Below are 15,698 nucleotides of genomic sequence, written 5' to 3'. Positions count from 1 at the left end.
CTATCGGTCGCGGCTTCAAAGCTCAATTTTATTCAGCCGAATAGTGGGCATTGCGAGCGGAATATCACGGAGCATCGGCGTGGAGGCTCACCCGCCCATTACACTGGTAGAGGTAGGCGGTAACGCCTTATCACCGTAAAACATCAACACTCGGAGGGATGTATGCCTCACTTCGTCATTATGGGTGCCGGACGCGTGGGCGTCATGCTGGCGCGCACTCTGGAAGCTTCGGGGCATACGGTCGCCGTCATTGACCAGGACGAACGTGCTTTCCAGCCGCTGCGTAAGGGCTTTGAGGGCCGCCTGGTGACCGGTGTCGGTTTTGATGAGGACACCCTCAAGCGTGCCGGTATTACCGAGGCGTACGCTTTTGCCGCGGTCTCTTCGGGCGATAACTCGAATATTATTGCCGCCCGTGTGGCACGCGAAATGTTCAAGGTGAAGAACGTTGTGGCGCGTGTGTACGACCCGAACCGCGCCGAGTTCTTCCAGCGCATGGGTATTCCCACGGTCGCTTCGGTGCGTTGGTCCACCGACCAGGTGCTGCGCCGCCTGCTACCCGAGCAGGCGCTCAAGGGCGACTTCCGCGAACCCTCGGGCCGCCTCATGCTCACCGAAATTCCGCTCGACGACGGCTGGGCGGGTCACGCCCTGACCAGTATCGAACGTGCCGCCGGGGTGCGCATCGCCTACATCACCCGCTTTGGTGAGGGCATGCTCCCCCGCCCCGATTCCGCCTACCAGCAGGGCGATAGTGTGCACGTCATGATGCGCACCGACGACGTTGCGGACGTAACCCGTATTCTCTCCCGTCCGCCGCGCGTTGAAGACGAAGAAGTGGAGGCGAACTACGCCCCCGCCTCGGGCCACCGCAAGCACCCCCACGCCCCGAAGAAACCCGCTGAACAGAAGCACAACGACGCACCCGTTGCCGAGCATGAATTCCACCTCGGTGACACTCCCCCGGAGCTGCCCGACCCCCTCGAACTCATCGGCCGCCATCGTGATTCCTCGAAAGGTGAGAAGTAAGTGAAGGTCCTCATTGTTGGTGCTGGCTCCGTGGGTGCCTCCATCGCTAAAGAACTCATGATGAACGGCCACGACGTGACCATCATCGACTCCAAGCCCGAAGTCAAGAAGCGTGCCGATCTGCCCGGCGTGCGCTGGCATATAGGTGACGCCTGCGAGCTGTCCGTACTGCGCCAGGTGCACCCGAACAAGGCGGACGTGGTCGTTGCCGCAACCGGTGACGATAAGGCAAACCTGATGGTCTCCCTGCTGGTTCGCAGTGAGTTTGGTGTGCCGCGTACCGTGGCGCGTGTGAACAACCCGCGTAATGAGTGGCTCTTTGACGACTCCTGGGGCGTGGACGTTGCCGTGTCCACCCCGCGTCTGATGACCGCCCTCGTCGAGGAAGCCGTGGAAGTCGGCGACGTGGTGCGCCTGCTGACCCTGCAGGCTGGCGGCGCGACCCTCGCCGAGTACACCGTGCCGGATGACCACCCCGTCATCGGTTACCGCGTGGACCACGTGCAGTGGCCCGTCGATACGGTGCTCACCGCGATCCTGCGTGACGGCGCGCCAATCCCGCCCAGTGCCGACGTGGCGATTGAGGGCGGCGACGAGCTGTTCTTCATCACGACCATTGCCGGTGAGGATCAGATCCGCGCGCTGTTCGCCTAAGCGTTTATGCGCAAGCTTTTGCATAGCGTTTATACGTAAGTTTTTGAGGAGGCGAAAGCCCCGGTCACGGGTACCGGGGCTTTCGCTTACTTTTATGAAGCTATTTCACGAAGTTGCGGGCTGTGATTTAGCGGTTCTTGGAGCTTTCAGACTCTCCGGGCACCTCAGTTTCTTCAGCATCCAGCGCCTCGGGGTCCTCGCTCACCGGCGCCTCCTCGGGAGCCGACACACGCCACGCCAGCCACACGCCCAAAGCGTACAGCGGCAGACCCATAATCAGGCGGGTCGCGCCCAGCGCCTCCACATTATTCGCAAAATACAGGGGCACCTGCACGGCAAGGCGCAGCATCATCAGCACGGTAATAATCCAGGTCGCCAGCATGTACTGGCGCAGGCGCACCGGGTTCTGGCGCCAGCTCAGCGCCTCACCGCGAATGACCGCGAAAATCAGACCCATCAGCGGCCAACGCGCCAGCATCGACAGCAGATACGCCAGGATGTACACGCCGTTCGTCCAGAAGCCCACCACAAAGTAGTCGCTCGCATTACCGGTACGGTACGCGGCAAACGCACAAATCGCCACGCCCACCAGACCGGTCAGCGCACTCACCAGCTTAGAGCCCTGCACCAGACGAATCAGCGTGAACACGCCCGCCGCAGCCAACGCCGCAATCAGGGACAGGTTCAGTTCCTTCGTCACGGTGAACAGCACCAGGAACGCCACAGCGGGCAGGGAGGATTCCACCAGGCCGCGCCAGCCGCCGATAGCGTGCAAAATATCCACATCACCGTTGGCGGTGCGGCGCATATTCGCACCCATGGAGGCGCTCAGGCTCTGCGCGAGCTGGTTCTCCTCCCCCGCAGGGCCAGTTTCAGAGCTAGTTGCGGGGTTAGCGTTCGGATCGGGCTGGGTCGAAGACTGCTCAGCGCTCATGTTTTCCCTTCTCAGCAAAGAATTGCGGCACGATCTCATAGCGCGGGTTATAAATCACCGGCTGATGAGCCCTCACCGATACCACACCGGAACAGCGCAACAACGCACCGGCAAGCACGCCGGGCACCATCTGCTGCCCCTGCCACTTCAGCAGCACCCTATCCCCCGGGTTGAACGGCGCATACGGCGGGAAAGACACCTCGTGAGGCTCCTGCACCGCCACGGTCGCCAAAGACGCCGTGTTCAGATGGTGCTGCTTCTCGGGGTCCTCGGATTCCTCCTCGAAGTCCTCACCGGGCGGCTCCACAATCGGCATACCAATCAGCGCCAGCGGGCTCGACCACTGCAGGGGCTTCGACTTAGCCACCACCAGCTCGGCACGGTACATCGGCTTATCCTGCAGCGCAGGTAGCCATACCTGCTCCACGCGTCCGGCAAGGCGTACGCGAAAGCGCTCGGGGTACCCGGGAGCAAGAATCTGCTTCTCAGGAACCGCGAGCGCACTCGGGTAGTTCGAGAACTCAGGCATTAGCCAATCTCGGTAATCTCAGGGCCGCGGCGAGGCATCGGGCGCAGCTTGCTGTGCTCGTTCTCGGTTTCTTCCTCCACGGCGGGCTCTTCCTCAGCCGCAACGACCAGGTCGGCGGGCAGAGTCATGGGCAGCAGCTCGCGCGGCGGGCGCGGGTCGTCGCCACGGTCCACCACGACGGTGCGGAAGACTTCCTCCACGGAGGCGGCAGCCTTATCGTCACCGAGCACAGCCGCGCCAGAGATGACGCCGCGCAGGAACCAGCGGGGGCCGTCCACGCCCACGAAGCGGGCGATGCGCTCGCCGGGCTGACCGTCCGGGGTGACGGCGGGCAGGCGGGTGAGCATCTCGGCACCGAATACGCCGGCGTAGATTTCGACGATGCCGCCCTGGGATGCGACGGACTCGGTCAGGTCATGACGGATGTCGTCCCAGATGCCGGTGGTGCGCGGTGCGGCGAATGCCTGCACCTGCAGGGTTGCGCCGTCGCGGGTGATGGTTGCGGCGATAACCGCGCCGGTTGCGTCGTCAGTTTCGAGGCGCAGGTTCATGCCGTCGAGCAACTTGATGCGCAACGCGCCCAGGTCGACGTAGTCTTCGAGGTCTTCGGCGGTGACTTCTTCAATGTCGTGGGGGCCGTTGACGCGGTCGTACTTAATGACCTCGGGAGAGTTCTCCTCTTCCTTCAGCTCCTCAACCTCGACGTTGGTCTCTTCGACCTCTTCGGCGACAGCCTTGTCGATGGCGGCCTTTTCAGCCTCCTCGGCGCGCTTCTTCTTACCAAATCCGAACATGGTATTCCTACTTTCACCGCACGCAGGGTGCGGGGGGGGGTTCTTCTCTTCTCTCGTGCCGTTTCGCGGTGAGAGCAGACTAGTGGATTCCGCTGGAGCCGAAGCCGCTGGAGCCGCGTTCGGTCTGATCCAGTTCGTCCACCACGGTAAAGGTTGCGTGCTCGTACTTCTGAATGATCAGCTGGGCGATGCGGTCGCCGCGCTGCACGTGGAAGGACTTGGTCTTGTCAGTGTTGAGCAGGGTGACCATCAGCTCGCCGCGGTAGCCGGAATCAACGGTGCCGGGCGCGTTCACAATGGTGATACCGTTCTTGGTCGCCAGGCCGGAGCGCGGGTGCACCAGGCCAACGTAGCCTTCGGGCAGGGCGATTGCCACGCCGGTGGGTACCAGGGCGCGTTCGCCCGGCTCCAGTTCGAAGTCGATGCGGGAGCGCAGGTCAGCGCCAGCGTCGCCGGGCTTTGCGTAAGCGGGTGCGGGCAGCTCGGGGTCGAGCAGCTTAATGTGGACGTTTACGGGGGTCATCATGGTCAATACTCTAACCTTTCGCGGGTGTCTGTGCCATTACCTCGCGCTGTGTTGAGGCTCTACTGCGGGGTGTTTGGGGTGCGTGTTCGCGTTCAGCACGTGCCGCGGCGTGCCGTGCTGGGTACGACGCGGCGCTGTTTGTGTGTGTGCGCGCGGCTTTCACATACTCAACGGGGCGGGTGCACTCGGCACTCGCCCCGTCATGAGGTGTATGTCGGGTGGGTGTTATCCCTTCCCTAAAGTTTTAGCCCTCGCACTCGATGCAGTAGGACAGGCCGCCCTCTTCGCGCGCAATCTGCGAGCGGTGGCGCACCAGGAAGCAGGATGCGCAGGTGAACTCGTCGTCCTGAGCGGGCAGAACAACAACGTTCAGCTCCTCGTTGGAGAGGTCAGCACCGGGCAGCTCGAAGCTTTCTGCTGCGCTGTTTTCGTCTTCGTCCACCGCACCGGACTGCATCTCGGAACGGCGGGCGTTCAGCTCCTCGTAGGACTCTTCGTTCTGCTCTTCGTCCTGCTTGCGAGGTGCATCGTAATCAGTTGCCAAACTTTCACGCTCCGTTGGTTCTGTGGCTGTGTGTTGAACTAGGCCACGCTGGTTTAATGAGTGCTCTAGGTGCCGCTGGTGAGGATTTAACCCCGACGGCATGCCAGGTATTGTTCACCATTGGCACCCTATTTGTCTAATCCTGGGTAGGCTTTGGACTGTTTAGGCGTCACATTCTAGCTTTTTCGGTCCGAAAAGTACATCTTTTTTTGGGGAAAATCCCGCCTCCGCTACTGATTTACCGCGCTTTCACGGTACCCTGGAAGGTAGTTTGCGTTCCGTGCAACACATTCACGAACGCGTCCGGTTCACCTATGGAGGTTCTCATGCTTGAACTGCGTCTGATTGGCGTTCACGATGACGGCGAAAATCTGGTGCTTGAGTCTGCTGACGGCACCCGCTTCTTGCTGCCGATTGACGCGAACCTGCGCACGAGCATCACCAAGGCTCGCCGTATTCAGCCTGCCCGCGGTCTGGGCGCTAAGGGCACTTACGGCCCGCGTGATATTCAGACCCGTTTCCGTCAGGGTGCCTCCGTTGAGGAAATCGCTGAAGAGTCCGGCTGGGAGCCGGAGCGCGTGCGCCGCTACGAGTGGCCGATCGTTGCTGAGCGTGCCCACATTATTCGTGCGGCTCAGAGCGTGAAGATTGGTCGCCGCAGCTCCGCTTCGGGTACCGCACAGATTCCGGTGACTCTGAGCGCCCGCATTGAGGAAGTCTCCGAACGTTACGGTTTTGAGGAGGCAACCCAGGACTGGACCACCCGCCAGCAGGAGAACGGCCAGTGGCGCGTTGAAGTTGATATTGCGCTGAAGGATTCGGTGCGTCAGAACCTGCCCGCGCAGGTCGTCTTCCCCGCACGCTGGGTGTACAACCCCGCGAACCAGGGCCTGTACGCTTCGAATGAGGCGGCATACTTCCTGATGGGCAACAGTGAGGACGCTGTTGCCGCCGCCGCGAAGAAGGCTCCCGTGGAGGTTCCTCCCGCCCGCTTGCCGAAGGCACCCGAGCCCGTACCGGCACCCCTTACTTCTTCTGAGAGCGCTGATGAGCGTAAGCTCAAGGAGCTTCTGGAGCGCGCCCGCTCGGTGCGCCCCGCACAGGTTGAGGAGCCCGAGGTGTTCGTGCACCGCGAGTCCGCTCAGCCCGCTGAGCCTGCAGCACCGGCTGCTCCCGCTACCCCGGCTGCACCGGCAGAGGCACCGAAGGCTGCAGCACCCGTAGCTCCGGCACCCGCCGAGGCCGCATCTGCACGAGGCCCGCTGACCGGCGCACCCGCCGCACACACCCCCGCGGCGCATCCGGCACCGGAAGACTACAGCGAACACGCACCCGCCGCAGAGACTGCTGAGGCATCGGCGGCTGAGGCACCGGCAGAGTCCGCACCCGCAGAAGCTGCTGAAGAACCTGCTGAGGAGAAGCCCAAGTCCTCCTCCTCGAAGAAGCAGCGTGTAAGCGTTCCGGCGTGGGACGACATCATCTTCGGCAGCCGCAAGTAAGCGACCGCCCTCGCGCTGCCCGATAGGGGCATCGAGACGAGAGCATCTAGACATACGAAAACCGCTGGTTATTCACCCGAATAACCAGCGGTTTTTTATGCCCTCTGGGTTTTAGAAGACTAGTACTTTAGAAAGTCTTGAGCATGCGCAACGGCACCAGACGTTCCGCGTCCGTGAGCGAACCGTGCTGGCCAACCATGTGCAGGGCACGCTCCTGATAGTGGCGCATATCGTACAGCGCCCAGTCATCGCGAGCGCACACCATCAGGTCGCCAACGCGGCCGCGCGCCGCATCCGTGATGACCGGGCCGAAATAGCCGGCGCGCATCAGCTCGCGAGAGTCAATCACCCAGGCGCGCTCGCCCCAGTACTGCGCCCAACGCTGAGCGGTGGCGGTACGTGCCGCCTCCGAGGTGTCTTCCAGGTACAGGTGCACGGCGCGCGGTTCACCGGCGGTCATCGCGATGTTGCGGGTCAGCTCCTCCACGCCAGAGTAGTCGATGCGCTGGTGCTCGGGCACGTTCACCATGCCGTGATCGGCGGTCACGAAGAGTGCCGCCCACGCCGGGGCGCGCTCCGCCAGACGCTTCAGCGCCGAGTTCAGTTCCTCCAGCTGCTGTAGCCATTCGTCGCTACCCACGCCGTAGCGGTGGCCCGCCGCGTCAATCTCGCCCCAGTACAGGTACACGGTGGTCGGGGTGCGGCTGGAGAGCGCCTCCAGGGCGTAGGTGACGCGGGCGTTATAGCCGACAGCATCCACGAAGTCGCCGCCACGCAGCGCCGCCTCCGTCAGGCCGGTACCGCGGTACTTACCCAGCGAAATGGTGAGCACGCGGCGGTTCGTATGGTGGCGTTCCAGCACGGTCGGCAGCGGCTGCCAGGCGTGCGGGTCCACCGTCTGATCCCAGCCGGACAGGTGGTTCATGACCGAGCCCGCTCCCCCATTACCTGCCGGGTTGCGCACCTCGTAGCCGGCAATGCCGTGCGCGCCGGGTGCCGTGCCGGTGCCCAACGAGGTCAGGGAGGCGGCGGTCGTGGTGGGGAACGCGGCGTCCAGCGGGCCCAGGTTCAGGGTCTTACGCAGGGCGGGCGCGTAGCCGCTGTAGCTATTGAGCAGCTGCTCACCCAGGCCGTCCACCATGACCACGCAGGCGTGACGGAAAGACACCGGATCAACATCCTGCTCCGCGAGGCGACCGGCAAGGTTCAGCGGGTCGGCAACAGAGTTGAACGCCGGGTCAGAATCCAGGGCGTGCGCGGGGCGCGCCAGGCTTCGCTGAGCCACCAGAGAGGAGGCGGACTCCAGCACATCGGCGATGCTATTGCTACCGTAGGCGGGCGCGGGAGGCAACGGCGCGCCCAGAACATCGTGCAGGGTGGGCTGTTCGGTGCGGGACGGGGCCGTCATAGGTTCCTCTCGGGTGTGTGTCTCAGGGTGTGGCGAGCGCTAATCGCGAGCGCCGTGGGGGCAGGCGCGCGATGCCGGTGCTTATCGGCGGGTTGCGTACATGCGGGCGCGGTGCAGGGCACGCGCAAAATGCTGCGCACGCTGAACCGACTCCGGGCCGTCAGCAGTCGCAGAAACACGCACCGCAATGTCCTCGCGGCGCGCATCGCCGGTGAAGCCGTGGTCGGCGTTGCACTGCGGATCCTGGCAGCCGGCGGGAGCCAGCTCCATGTGCAGCGAACCGGTCCACGCGATCTGGAAGGAAATCTCAGTCGGGGCGGTGCTACCGGCGTTGTACGCCTGCGGCTGGCTGAAACCGTAGCTGATGGTGACCGCGTTCAGGGCGCTCAGGTGCACCGCCTCCACGCTCACATGCGCCACGGTACCCTGCGCGTCACCCTCGAGGTGCTGGTCGTCCAGGTGCGCAAAGATGACGTGCTCGCCGCAGAGCACCATCACGGTGATGTGGCGGTGAAAATCATCGCGCGAGAAGTGGGTTTCGTGCTGTACGAAGTGCGCGTCCGGGTTCATGCCCGCTAGCGCGTCATCCACCACTTCCAGCACGAGGTCGGGGTAGAAACCGGCATGCTTAATGTCTGCGACCAGTTGCTCGCGTTCGGGGGTGGTGGCGTACATCGTACCTCTTTCGTGCTGTGCCCTCATGAGGCGACGTCGGTCGGCGCACACGATGAGGGCGGTTAGGTATTACTCCCCTCTACCTTAGAGGGTTCCAGCCGGGCTGTGCTACTTGACCACGCTAATACAGGCTCATATGACGGTGTGCAATCCCCCGGTATGCTTCGGTTACTGCCCCGCAACCGCCTTGGCGCACCCCACAGATGACGCCGACCAACCAGCCCGTCTGATCCGCTACCACCCGCTAAAATAGGAGGAGCGAAAACACACCGACACGAGGAGATATATGGCTCGCCGATCCAAATCCGCCGTCAGCGACTACCCGGTGGATGTGGTAGAGAATATCGTCGACATCGACGTATCCGCCGAGATGGAAACCAGCTTCCTGGAATACTCCTACTCGGTGATTTATTCGCGCGCCCTCCCCGACGCCCGCGACGGCCTCAAGCCCGTGCAGCGCCGCATCCTCTACATGATGCAGCAGATGGGTCTGCGCCCCGATAAGGGCCACGTCAAGAGCGCCCGCGTGACCGGCGAGGTCATGGGTAAGCTCCACCCGCACGGCGACGCCGCCATCTACGACGCGATGGTGCGCCTCGCCCAGCCCTTCGCGCTGCGCCTGCCCCTCGTTGACGGTCACGGTAACTTCGGCTCCCTCGACGACGGCCCGGCAGCCGCCCGATACACCGAAGCACGCATGGCGCCCGCCGCGCAGGCACTCACCGCGGACCTCGAAGAAGACGTGGTTGACTTCGTACCGAACTACGACAACCAGTTCATGCAGCCCTCCGTGCTGCCCGCAGCGTTCCCTAATCTGCTCGTCAACGGCACCACCGGCATCGCGGTCGGCATGGCGACCAATATGGCGCCGCACAACCTGCGCGAGGTCATCGCCGGTACCCGCCATCTCATCGCCCACCCCGAGGCGACCCTCAAAGACATCATGAAGTTCATCCCCGGCCCCGACCTGCCTACCGGCGGCACCATCGTGGGTCTGGGAGGCATCCGTGATGCCTACGAAACCGGCCGCGGCACCTTCAAGACCCGTGCGAAGGTCTCCATCGAGCAGGTCAGCCCCCGCAAGCAGGGTATTGTCGTCACCGAACTGCCGTACATGGTCGGCCCCGAAAAGGTCATAGAAAAGATCAAGGACGGCGTCAACTCCAAGAAGCTCACCGGCATCTCCGACGTGGTCGACCTGACCGACCGCACCAACGGTCTGCGCCTCGTCATCGAAATTAAGAACGGCTTCAACCCGGAGGCGGTGCTCGCCGCCCTCTACAAGCACACTCCGCTTGAGGATTCCTTCGGCATTAACAACGTGGCGCTCGTGGACGGTCAGCCGCAGACCCTCGGTCTGCTCGACCTGATGCGCGTGTACATTGATCACCGCCTGAACGTGGTCCGCCGCCGCACCGAATTCCGCCTGGGCAAGCGCACCGACCGCCTGCACCTGGTGGAGGGCCTGCTCGTGGCGATCCTCGACATTGACGAGGTCATCCAGATCATCCGTGAGTCTGACGAGACCGCTCAGGCACGCGAAAAGCTGAAGGTCGTCTTCGACCTGACCGACACCCAGGCGAACCACATTCTGGAGCTGCGTCTGCGCCAGCTCACCAAGTACTCCCGCCTGGAGTTGGAAGCAGAACGCGACACCCTGCAGCAGGAAATCGCGGAGCTGCAGCGTATCCTCGGTTCCGATGCGGCGCTGCGCGAACTGGTCTCCGAGGAGCTCGCAGAGGTCGCCGAACGCTACGGCACCGACCGCCGCACCCAGCTCAAAACCAAGGACGAGATGCAGGTCGCCATTGAGGCAGTTACCGCGCAATCCAAGGCGAAGAAGAGCCTGGGTCTCGCCCTCGAAATCGCGGACGACCCGTGCTGGGTGTTGCTCTCCGCCTCCGGCATGATGGGACGAACCCCCGGCAAACCCATCCGCGAGGCGCTCGTGGATCCCGGCAAGCGTTTCAAGCACGACGTGTTCACCTCGATTGTGCCGACCACCGCGCGCGGCGAGATCGGTGCCGTGACCTCCGCAGGACGCATGGTGCGTCTGTCCGTCATGGACATTGCGGTGCTGGACGAGAACGGCGGCACCCCCTCCATGGCCTCGGCAGTGAAGGCAACCGAGCTGGTTCAGCTCGCCAAGGGTGAGAAGCTGGTCGCCCTCGTACCGCTGAACACGGTGCTGGCGCTGGCAACCGCGGGCGGCGTCATCAAGCGCGTGAACCCCGACTACCCGCTGAACCAGACCGAGTGGGACATCATGAAGCTCAAGGACGGCGACGAAATCGTGGCCGCCGCCCCCTGCCCCACCGACGATGCGGTGCTCACCTTTGTCACCCGCGATGCGAAGCTGCTGACTTTCGACGCTGCGAAGGTCCGCCCGCAGGGACGCACCGGCGGCGGTATCGCAGGCATCAAGCTTGCCGACGGCGACCGCGTGATTGCCCTGGGCGTGACCGCGCCCGGCGACGCGGCGGAGGTCGTGACCGTCACCAACGGCAAGGACGGCCTGGCGAGCGCCAAGGTCACCGCCCTGGCCGAGTACCCGCAGAAGGGCCGCGCAACCGGTGGCGTGCGTGCGCACCGCTTCCTCACCGGTGAGAGCCAGCTGGCTCTGGCATGGGTGGGCGTGGGCCCGGCGAAGGCGGCGTCCTCCGGCGGTGTGGCTCGTTCCCTGCCGACTGAGCACGGTGCCCGCGACGGTTCCGGCGTGATGCTGACCCAGAGCATCGGTATTGTGGGCCCGAACTATGCGGCTGTTTCCGCGGCGCTGGCGGTTAGCCCGGAGGGTGAAAAGCTCTTCTAGGCGCGCGGTTCACTGCCTTTCGTGGCGGCGCCACTACCCGCCGCTCAACGACCGATTGAGCCACCAGACGGTAGCTAAATCGCCACAACTCCAAATGCAGAAATGCCCCGGTACTTTCGTGAAGTACCGGGGCATTCCCATGCACACTATGTTTTTCTAGGGGCGTTTTTCTGAGGTGCCATTCCGGGGCACATCATCGGCGCGCCCCGTAGCCTGATAGAGCGCAACTGCTAGAGGCGAACCACTTCATCGCAGCGGGCAATATCCTCAGGACGGTGCGACACCAGAACCGTAGCCACGGAGCTGGAGCGGGTCGCCGCATCCAGGTCAGCCATCAGCGCGCGGGCAGATTCAGCGTCCAGGTGCGCGGTCGGCTCATCCAGCAGCAGCACCGGCGAGTTCACCAGCAGGGCACGAGCCACCGCCAGACGCTGGCGCTGACCGCCGGAAAGGAAGGAACCGCCAGCACCCACCGGGGTGCGCAGGCCCTGAGGCAGAGCGTCAAACCACTCGCCCAGACCCACACGGCGCAGAACCTCAATCAGCTCTTCCTCGCTCGGGCGATCCGAACGGTCACGAGCCAGCATCAGGTTACCCTCAAGGGTCGACTCGAAAATGTGAGCCGCCTGCGGGCACCACGCCGCGTAGCCGCGCAGCTGCTCACCTTCCAGGACCTCGCCGGAAGCCAGCACGCGGCCGGACTCCAGCGGCAAGAAGCCCAGAACGGTTGCAAGCACGGTAGACTTACCGGAACCGGAGGGGCCGGTCACCGCAGTCCAGGAGCCCGCGCGGGCGTTCATGTTCAGGTCGGTGAAGACCGGGTGATCCATGCCGGGCCAGCGGGCGGCAGCGTCCTGCAGGCTCAGGGCGGGTTCGGTGACTTTCACGCCGAGTTCCTGCGGGGTACCGCAGCTGACCAGGGTGGGTTCGCCGGGCTTCGGCGGGCGCGGGGTATCGCTCTTAGAACCAGCCGCAGATTCGGGGCGAGCAAAACGCTGAGCACGCTGACGGTCAGCCTCCAGCAGCTCCTCCATCTCAGCCTCCGCGCGGGCACGCAGACGCTCAACACGACGCGGCAGAACGTGGGTGTCCACCTCAGCCTCGGTCGGCACGGAACGCTTCAGGGTCGAGGTCGCAACAACGCCCTCCAGGGATACGTCACGCACACTCGGGGCAATCGTAGCGAGCAGGCGGCTGAACGCGGGCCAGGAGCGGACCGCCTCAACATGGCCCAGGGAGCTTTCCAGCATGCCGGTGCACAGCAGCACCACAATCGCCGCTTCGGGGGCACGCACGGTGCCGTCAACAGCCAGCGGGTACGCAATGACTGCGCTCGCCAGAGCCGCACCGAACCAGCTCAGAGTCACGAGGGTACGACCCACGCCCTGAGCGGTCGAGCCCTTCTGCAGGGCGGACAGGTTCTCGGCGTCCAGAGCGCCGTTAGCCTTCTCAGCGGTGGTTGCCACGCCGTTAGCGCGCAGGTCCTCAGCCGCCGAGAGCATGCCGGTACCCAGGCGCAGCATCTGCGCGGTGGAGCGGCGAGCCAGCGCCTCCGCACGGGCATCGGCGCGAAGTACAATCCACGGAGCCACAAAAGTACTAACCAGCACGGCAAGCAGGACCGGAATCAGAGCCTGCGGCAGAATGCACGCGGTTGTAATCAGCGCCGCGGTCATGACCAGCAGGTGCGCAGCCGGCGGAATAATAACGCGTGGCACGCCGTCGCGCAGCTCATCAATACCGCCCACGAGGCGTTCGAGCAGCGCGTCACCACGCAGCAGGGCACGCACGCTGCTCACGCTCTGCCATGCACCAACCCAGGCGCGCAGACGCAGAATATTTGCGGCGGCAAGAACCTTCGAGTGGGTCATCAGACGCTCAGCGTAGCGGGCGCAGGCACGACCCAGGCCGAAGAAACGCACGCCCACAATGGCGACCATCAGGTACATCATTGCCGGGCCCTCAGCGGCGCGAACAATCAGCCAGCCGGACAGCGCGGTCAGTGCCGCAGCCATCAGGGAAGTAATCGCAGCCATGATGACCGGGCCGGTTGCGGCGCGAACACCGATACCGGTCAGTTCCTTCAGGGTGCGCAGGCTTGCGAACAGGCCGGCAGGCTCGGCTTCCTTGACCTCGGCAGCTGCGGAGGCGCCCGCCGGGGCAGTGCTTTCAGCCTCGTACTCTTCCCTGTCCTTGAGCAGGTGCGCGGGGGCTTGCGCGGGAACCGCAACGCGGGCGGTATTCGCCTCGGCGGTCCATGTGTAGCCCTGGGCGGTCTGCACGGCACGAACGAGGATATCGCAGCCAGCGGCGAGCTCCTGCTCGTGGGTCACGATCAGAACGGTTGCGCCAAGTTCCGCCAGGCGGTGCAGGGCGCGGGTCACCAGGTATGCCGAGTAGGCGTCCAGGTGCGCGGTCGGCTCATCCACCAGGACGGTCAGCACGGTCTGCTCACCGCCGGCACGGTAGATAGCCTCGGCACGAGCCAGGGTACGTGCCACGGCGAGGCGGCGCGCCTGACCAGCACTGAGGGCACCGGGTTCAAGGGCGGTCAGCTTCTCCATGCCCAGCTGAACCAGCGGGCCAACCAGCAGCGCAGACTCGGCATCGGTGATGGACAGCTTCTTGGAGTCCATCGCTTCACCGAGCAGAGCGGCTGCACGCTCACGCTCCGCCTCGGTAGCGCTGAGTGCGTAGAGCGCCATTTCGGTCTGCACGGTCGGTGCGGTGAAGACCGGCGACTGCGGAATAACCAGGGTGGTTCCCAGACCGGTCACGCTACCGGTCAGGTGCACGGGCTCCTCCGAGCCGGTGGGCACCAGACCCTCGCGCACGGCACCGGAGAACACGTTCAGCAGGGTGGACTTACCGCAGCCGGACTCACCCATCACGCCGATAACTGCACCGCGTGCGTCCTGGGCGGTTTCAGTCTGGGTGTTGCCAACGCGACGGTCCAGGTTCAGGGACAGGTTAGTCAGCACGGCAGGACGCGCCGGGTAGCTCACCGACAGGTCCTTAACGGCGATGGTGGAAGGCTGGCCCTTCTGCGCTGCCGGATCCTGTGCAGACGAATCCTGCGCATTCGAGTCCGCAGCGGCGGCGGGCAGGGGCGCATCAATAATCTTCTGGGCGCTACGCAGGGCGGCAACGCCGTCCTCCGACTGGTGGTAGGCGGCACCCACATCACGCAGCGGCTGGTAGCATTCGGGAGCCAGCAGTAGTACAAGAATTGCGGTGTCCAGGCCCAGGGTACCGTTGACCAGGCGCACACCAATCAGCACAGCAATCAGCGCCACCGAAATGGTGGTGATGAGCTCCAGGGCGAGCGAAGACATGAAGGCGCTACGCAAAGTCTGCATGGTGCGTTCACGGTAACGCTGGCCGAGGGCGTTCATGGAGCGGGTCTGTGCACGTTCACGGCCCAGACCGATAATGACGGGCAGGCCGCGCACCAGCTCCAGAATATGGTCGGAGAGGCGGTGCAGTTCAGCCTGAGCTTCTGCGGTTTCGTCGCGGGTGTTCTTACCAATCAGAATCATGAACACCGGAATAAGCGGCAGGGTGCAGGCAAGCACCATGGCGCTCATCCAGTCTAGGGCCGCCACAACAACCCAGAGGATGAACGGCACAATCGCGGTGGACACGAACGCGGTCAGGGTCTTGGTGTAGTAGTCATCCAGGGCGTTCAGGCCGCGGGACAGCAGCACAGCGGTCGCGCCGGTACCCTCGGGGGTGTCCGCGCCACCGGTGGCGAGCACACGCTTGAGCAGCGCGGAACGAATTTGAGACTTCGCTCCGGAGGCGGCACGCTGCGCGCTCACAGCCAGCAGGTAGTCGGTGCCCGAGCGGACAAGCAGCGCAATGACGGCGACCGCGATCAGGCCGGGGGTGATGGCGTCACCGTCACCAAAGATGCCGCCGAGGCCGAGCAACCAGCCGCCGTGCGCCTCCAGCTGTGCCTGCGCGGAGCCGGCGAACTCAACGTAAGCGCGGTACACGTCCGGCGCGCTAGTCTCTTTGAGGCGCGCGTGTTCGGCTGCGACAGCGGCGAATCCGGCGTGTGCCGCGCGGGCAATAATCACAGCCAGGGCGGCGCTGAAAAGCACCGTCGCGAGGGTGTGCACGGCGGTAATAATGCCGAACGTGCTGAGGGTTTTACGGGCGTCAGGGCCCAGAGGCGGGCGACGGTCAGCGCGGTCGTTGCGCTTTCCTTCGGCCACCTCTGGTGCCTCTGTGTTCTGATGTTTGTCAGCGTGGCGCGGTGTGTGCGTTCGACTCACGTGTTGTCCTTAGT

General features: G+C 64.2%; 12 protein-coding genes. 4 read left to right on the top strand and 8 right to left on the bottom strand.

All coding sequences use genetic code 11. From position 1 onward, the window contains the following. Positions 1 to 162 precede the first annotated feature (162 nt). Entirely contained in the window at positions 163 to 1,029 is an 867-nt protein-coding gene (locus HMPREF2605_RS06530; protein WP_070847467.1) for a potassium channel family protein, read from the top strand. Continuing rightward, positions 1,030 to 1,683 (top strand): potassium channel family protein, encoded by a 654-nt coding sequence (locus HMPREF2605_RS06525; RefSeq protein ID WP_005506372.1) that lies wholly within the window; start codon positions 1,030 to 1,032, stop codon positions 1,681 to 1,683. 127 nt (positions 1,684 to 1,810) lie between these two features. Here HMPREF2605_RS06525 and HMPREF2605_RS06520 read toward each other — a convergent pair whose 3' ends face one another. The 5 genes from HMPREF2605_RS06520 to HMPREF2605_RS06500 all read right to left on the bottom strand — a co-directional run bounded on the left by HMPREF2605_RS06520 (position 1,811) and on the right by HMPREF2605_RS06500 (position 5,010). Beyond that, positions 1,811 to 2,617, bottom strand: coding sequence for a DUF3159 domain-containing protein (locus tag HMPREF2605_RS06520; protein WP_070847465.1), 807 nt, complete (start codon positions 2,615 to 2,617; stop codon positions 1,811 to 1,813). Then, positions 2,607 to 3,146, bottom strand: coding sequence for an asparaginase (locus HMPREF2605_RS06515; protein ID WP_049326956.1), 540 nt, complete (start codon positions 3,144 to 3,146; stop codon positions 2,607 to 2,609). Before HMPREF2605_RS06515 ends, HMPREF2605_RS06520 begins: the two co-directional genes overlap by 11 nt. Continuing rightward, complete coding sequence (locus tag HMPREF2605_RS06510; RefSeq protein ID WP_070847464.1) at positions 3,146 to 3,940, bottom strand: DUF3710 domain-containing protein; 795 nt, start codon at positions 3,938 to 3,940, stop codon at positions 3,146 to 3,148. The genes HMPREF2605_RS06515 and HMPREF2605_RS06510 overlap by 1 nt, the downstream gene beginning before the upstream one ends. A gap of 79 nt (positions 3,941 to 4,019) precedes the next feature. Then, complete coding sequence (dut, locus tag HMPREF2605_RS06505; protein WP_049354821.1) at positions 4,020 to 4,466, bottom strand: dUTP diphosphatase; 447 nt, start codon at positions 4,464 to 4,466, stop codon at positions 4,020 to 4,022. 244 nt (positions 4,467 to 4,710) lie between these two features. Further along, complete coding sequence (locus HMPREF2605_RS06500; RefSeq protein ID WP_005506382.1) at positions 4,711 to 5,010, bottom strand: DUF4193 domain-containing protein; 300 nt, start codon at positions 5,008 to 5,010, stop codon at positions 4,711 to 4,713. Positions 5,011 to 5,336: 326 nt separating this feature from the next. On the opposite strand from HMPREF2605_RS06500, the gene sepH reads away from it, so the two are divergent. Beyond that, entirely contained in the window at positions 5,337 to 6,509 is a 1,173-nt protein-coding gene (gene sepH / locus HMPREF2605_RS06495; protein WP_210401042.1) for a septation protein SepH, read from the top strand. Positions 6,510 to 6,636: 127 nt separating this feature from the next. On the opposite strand, the gene HMPREF2605_RS06490 is transcribed toward sepH, so the two are convergent. After that, positions 6,637 to 7,917, bottom strand: a complete 1,281-nt coding sequence (locus HMPREF2605_RS06490) for an alkaline phosphatase family protein (RefSeq protein ID WP_070847460.1) — start codon at positions 7,915 to 7,917, stop codon at positions 6,637 to 6,639. A gap of 81 nt (positions 7,918 to 7,998) precedes the next feature. Further along, complete coding sequence (locus HMPREF2605_RS06485; RefSeq protein WP_005506389.1) at positions 7,999 to 8,592, bottom strand: DUF5998 family protein; 594 nt, start codon at positions 8,590 to 8,592, stop codon at positions 7,999 to 8,001. A gap of 286 nt (positions 8,593 to 8,878) precedes the next feature. Between HMPREF2605_RS06485 and HMPREF2605_RS06480 the strand changes: the two genes are divergently transcribed. Then, entirely contained in the window at positions 8,879 to 11,404 is a 2,526-nt protein-coding gene (locus HMPREF2605_RS06480; RefSeq protein WP_070847457.1) for a DNA gyrase/topoisomerase IV subunit A, read from the top strand. 230 nt (positions 11,405 to 11,634) lie between these two features. Here the strand turns inward: HMPREF2605_RS06480 and HMPREF2605_RS06475 are convergent, their stop codons facing one another. Then, positions 11,635 to 15,624 carry a thiol reductant ABC exporter subunit CydD/CydC gene (locus HMPREF2605_RS06475; RefSeq protein ID WP_246828175.1) on the bottom strand — a complete coding sequence of 1,330 codons (3,990 nt, stop codon included), beginning with the start codon at positions 15,622 to 15,624 and terminating at the stop codon, positions 11,635 to 11,637. Positions 15,625 to 15,698: the final 74 nt, after the last annotated feature.

The organism is Rothia sp. HMSC065C03 (assembly GCF_001837295.1).
Lineage (GTDB): Bacteria > Actinomycetota > Actinomycetes > Actinomycetales > Micrococcaceae > Rothia.
Note: the sequence above shows the minus strand (reverse complement) of the source record. Positions and strands in the feature narration are given on the sequence as shown.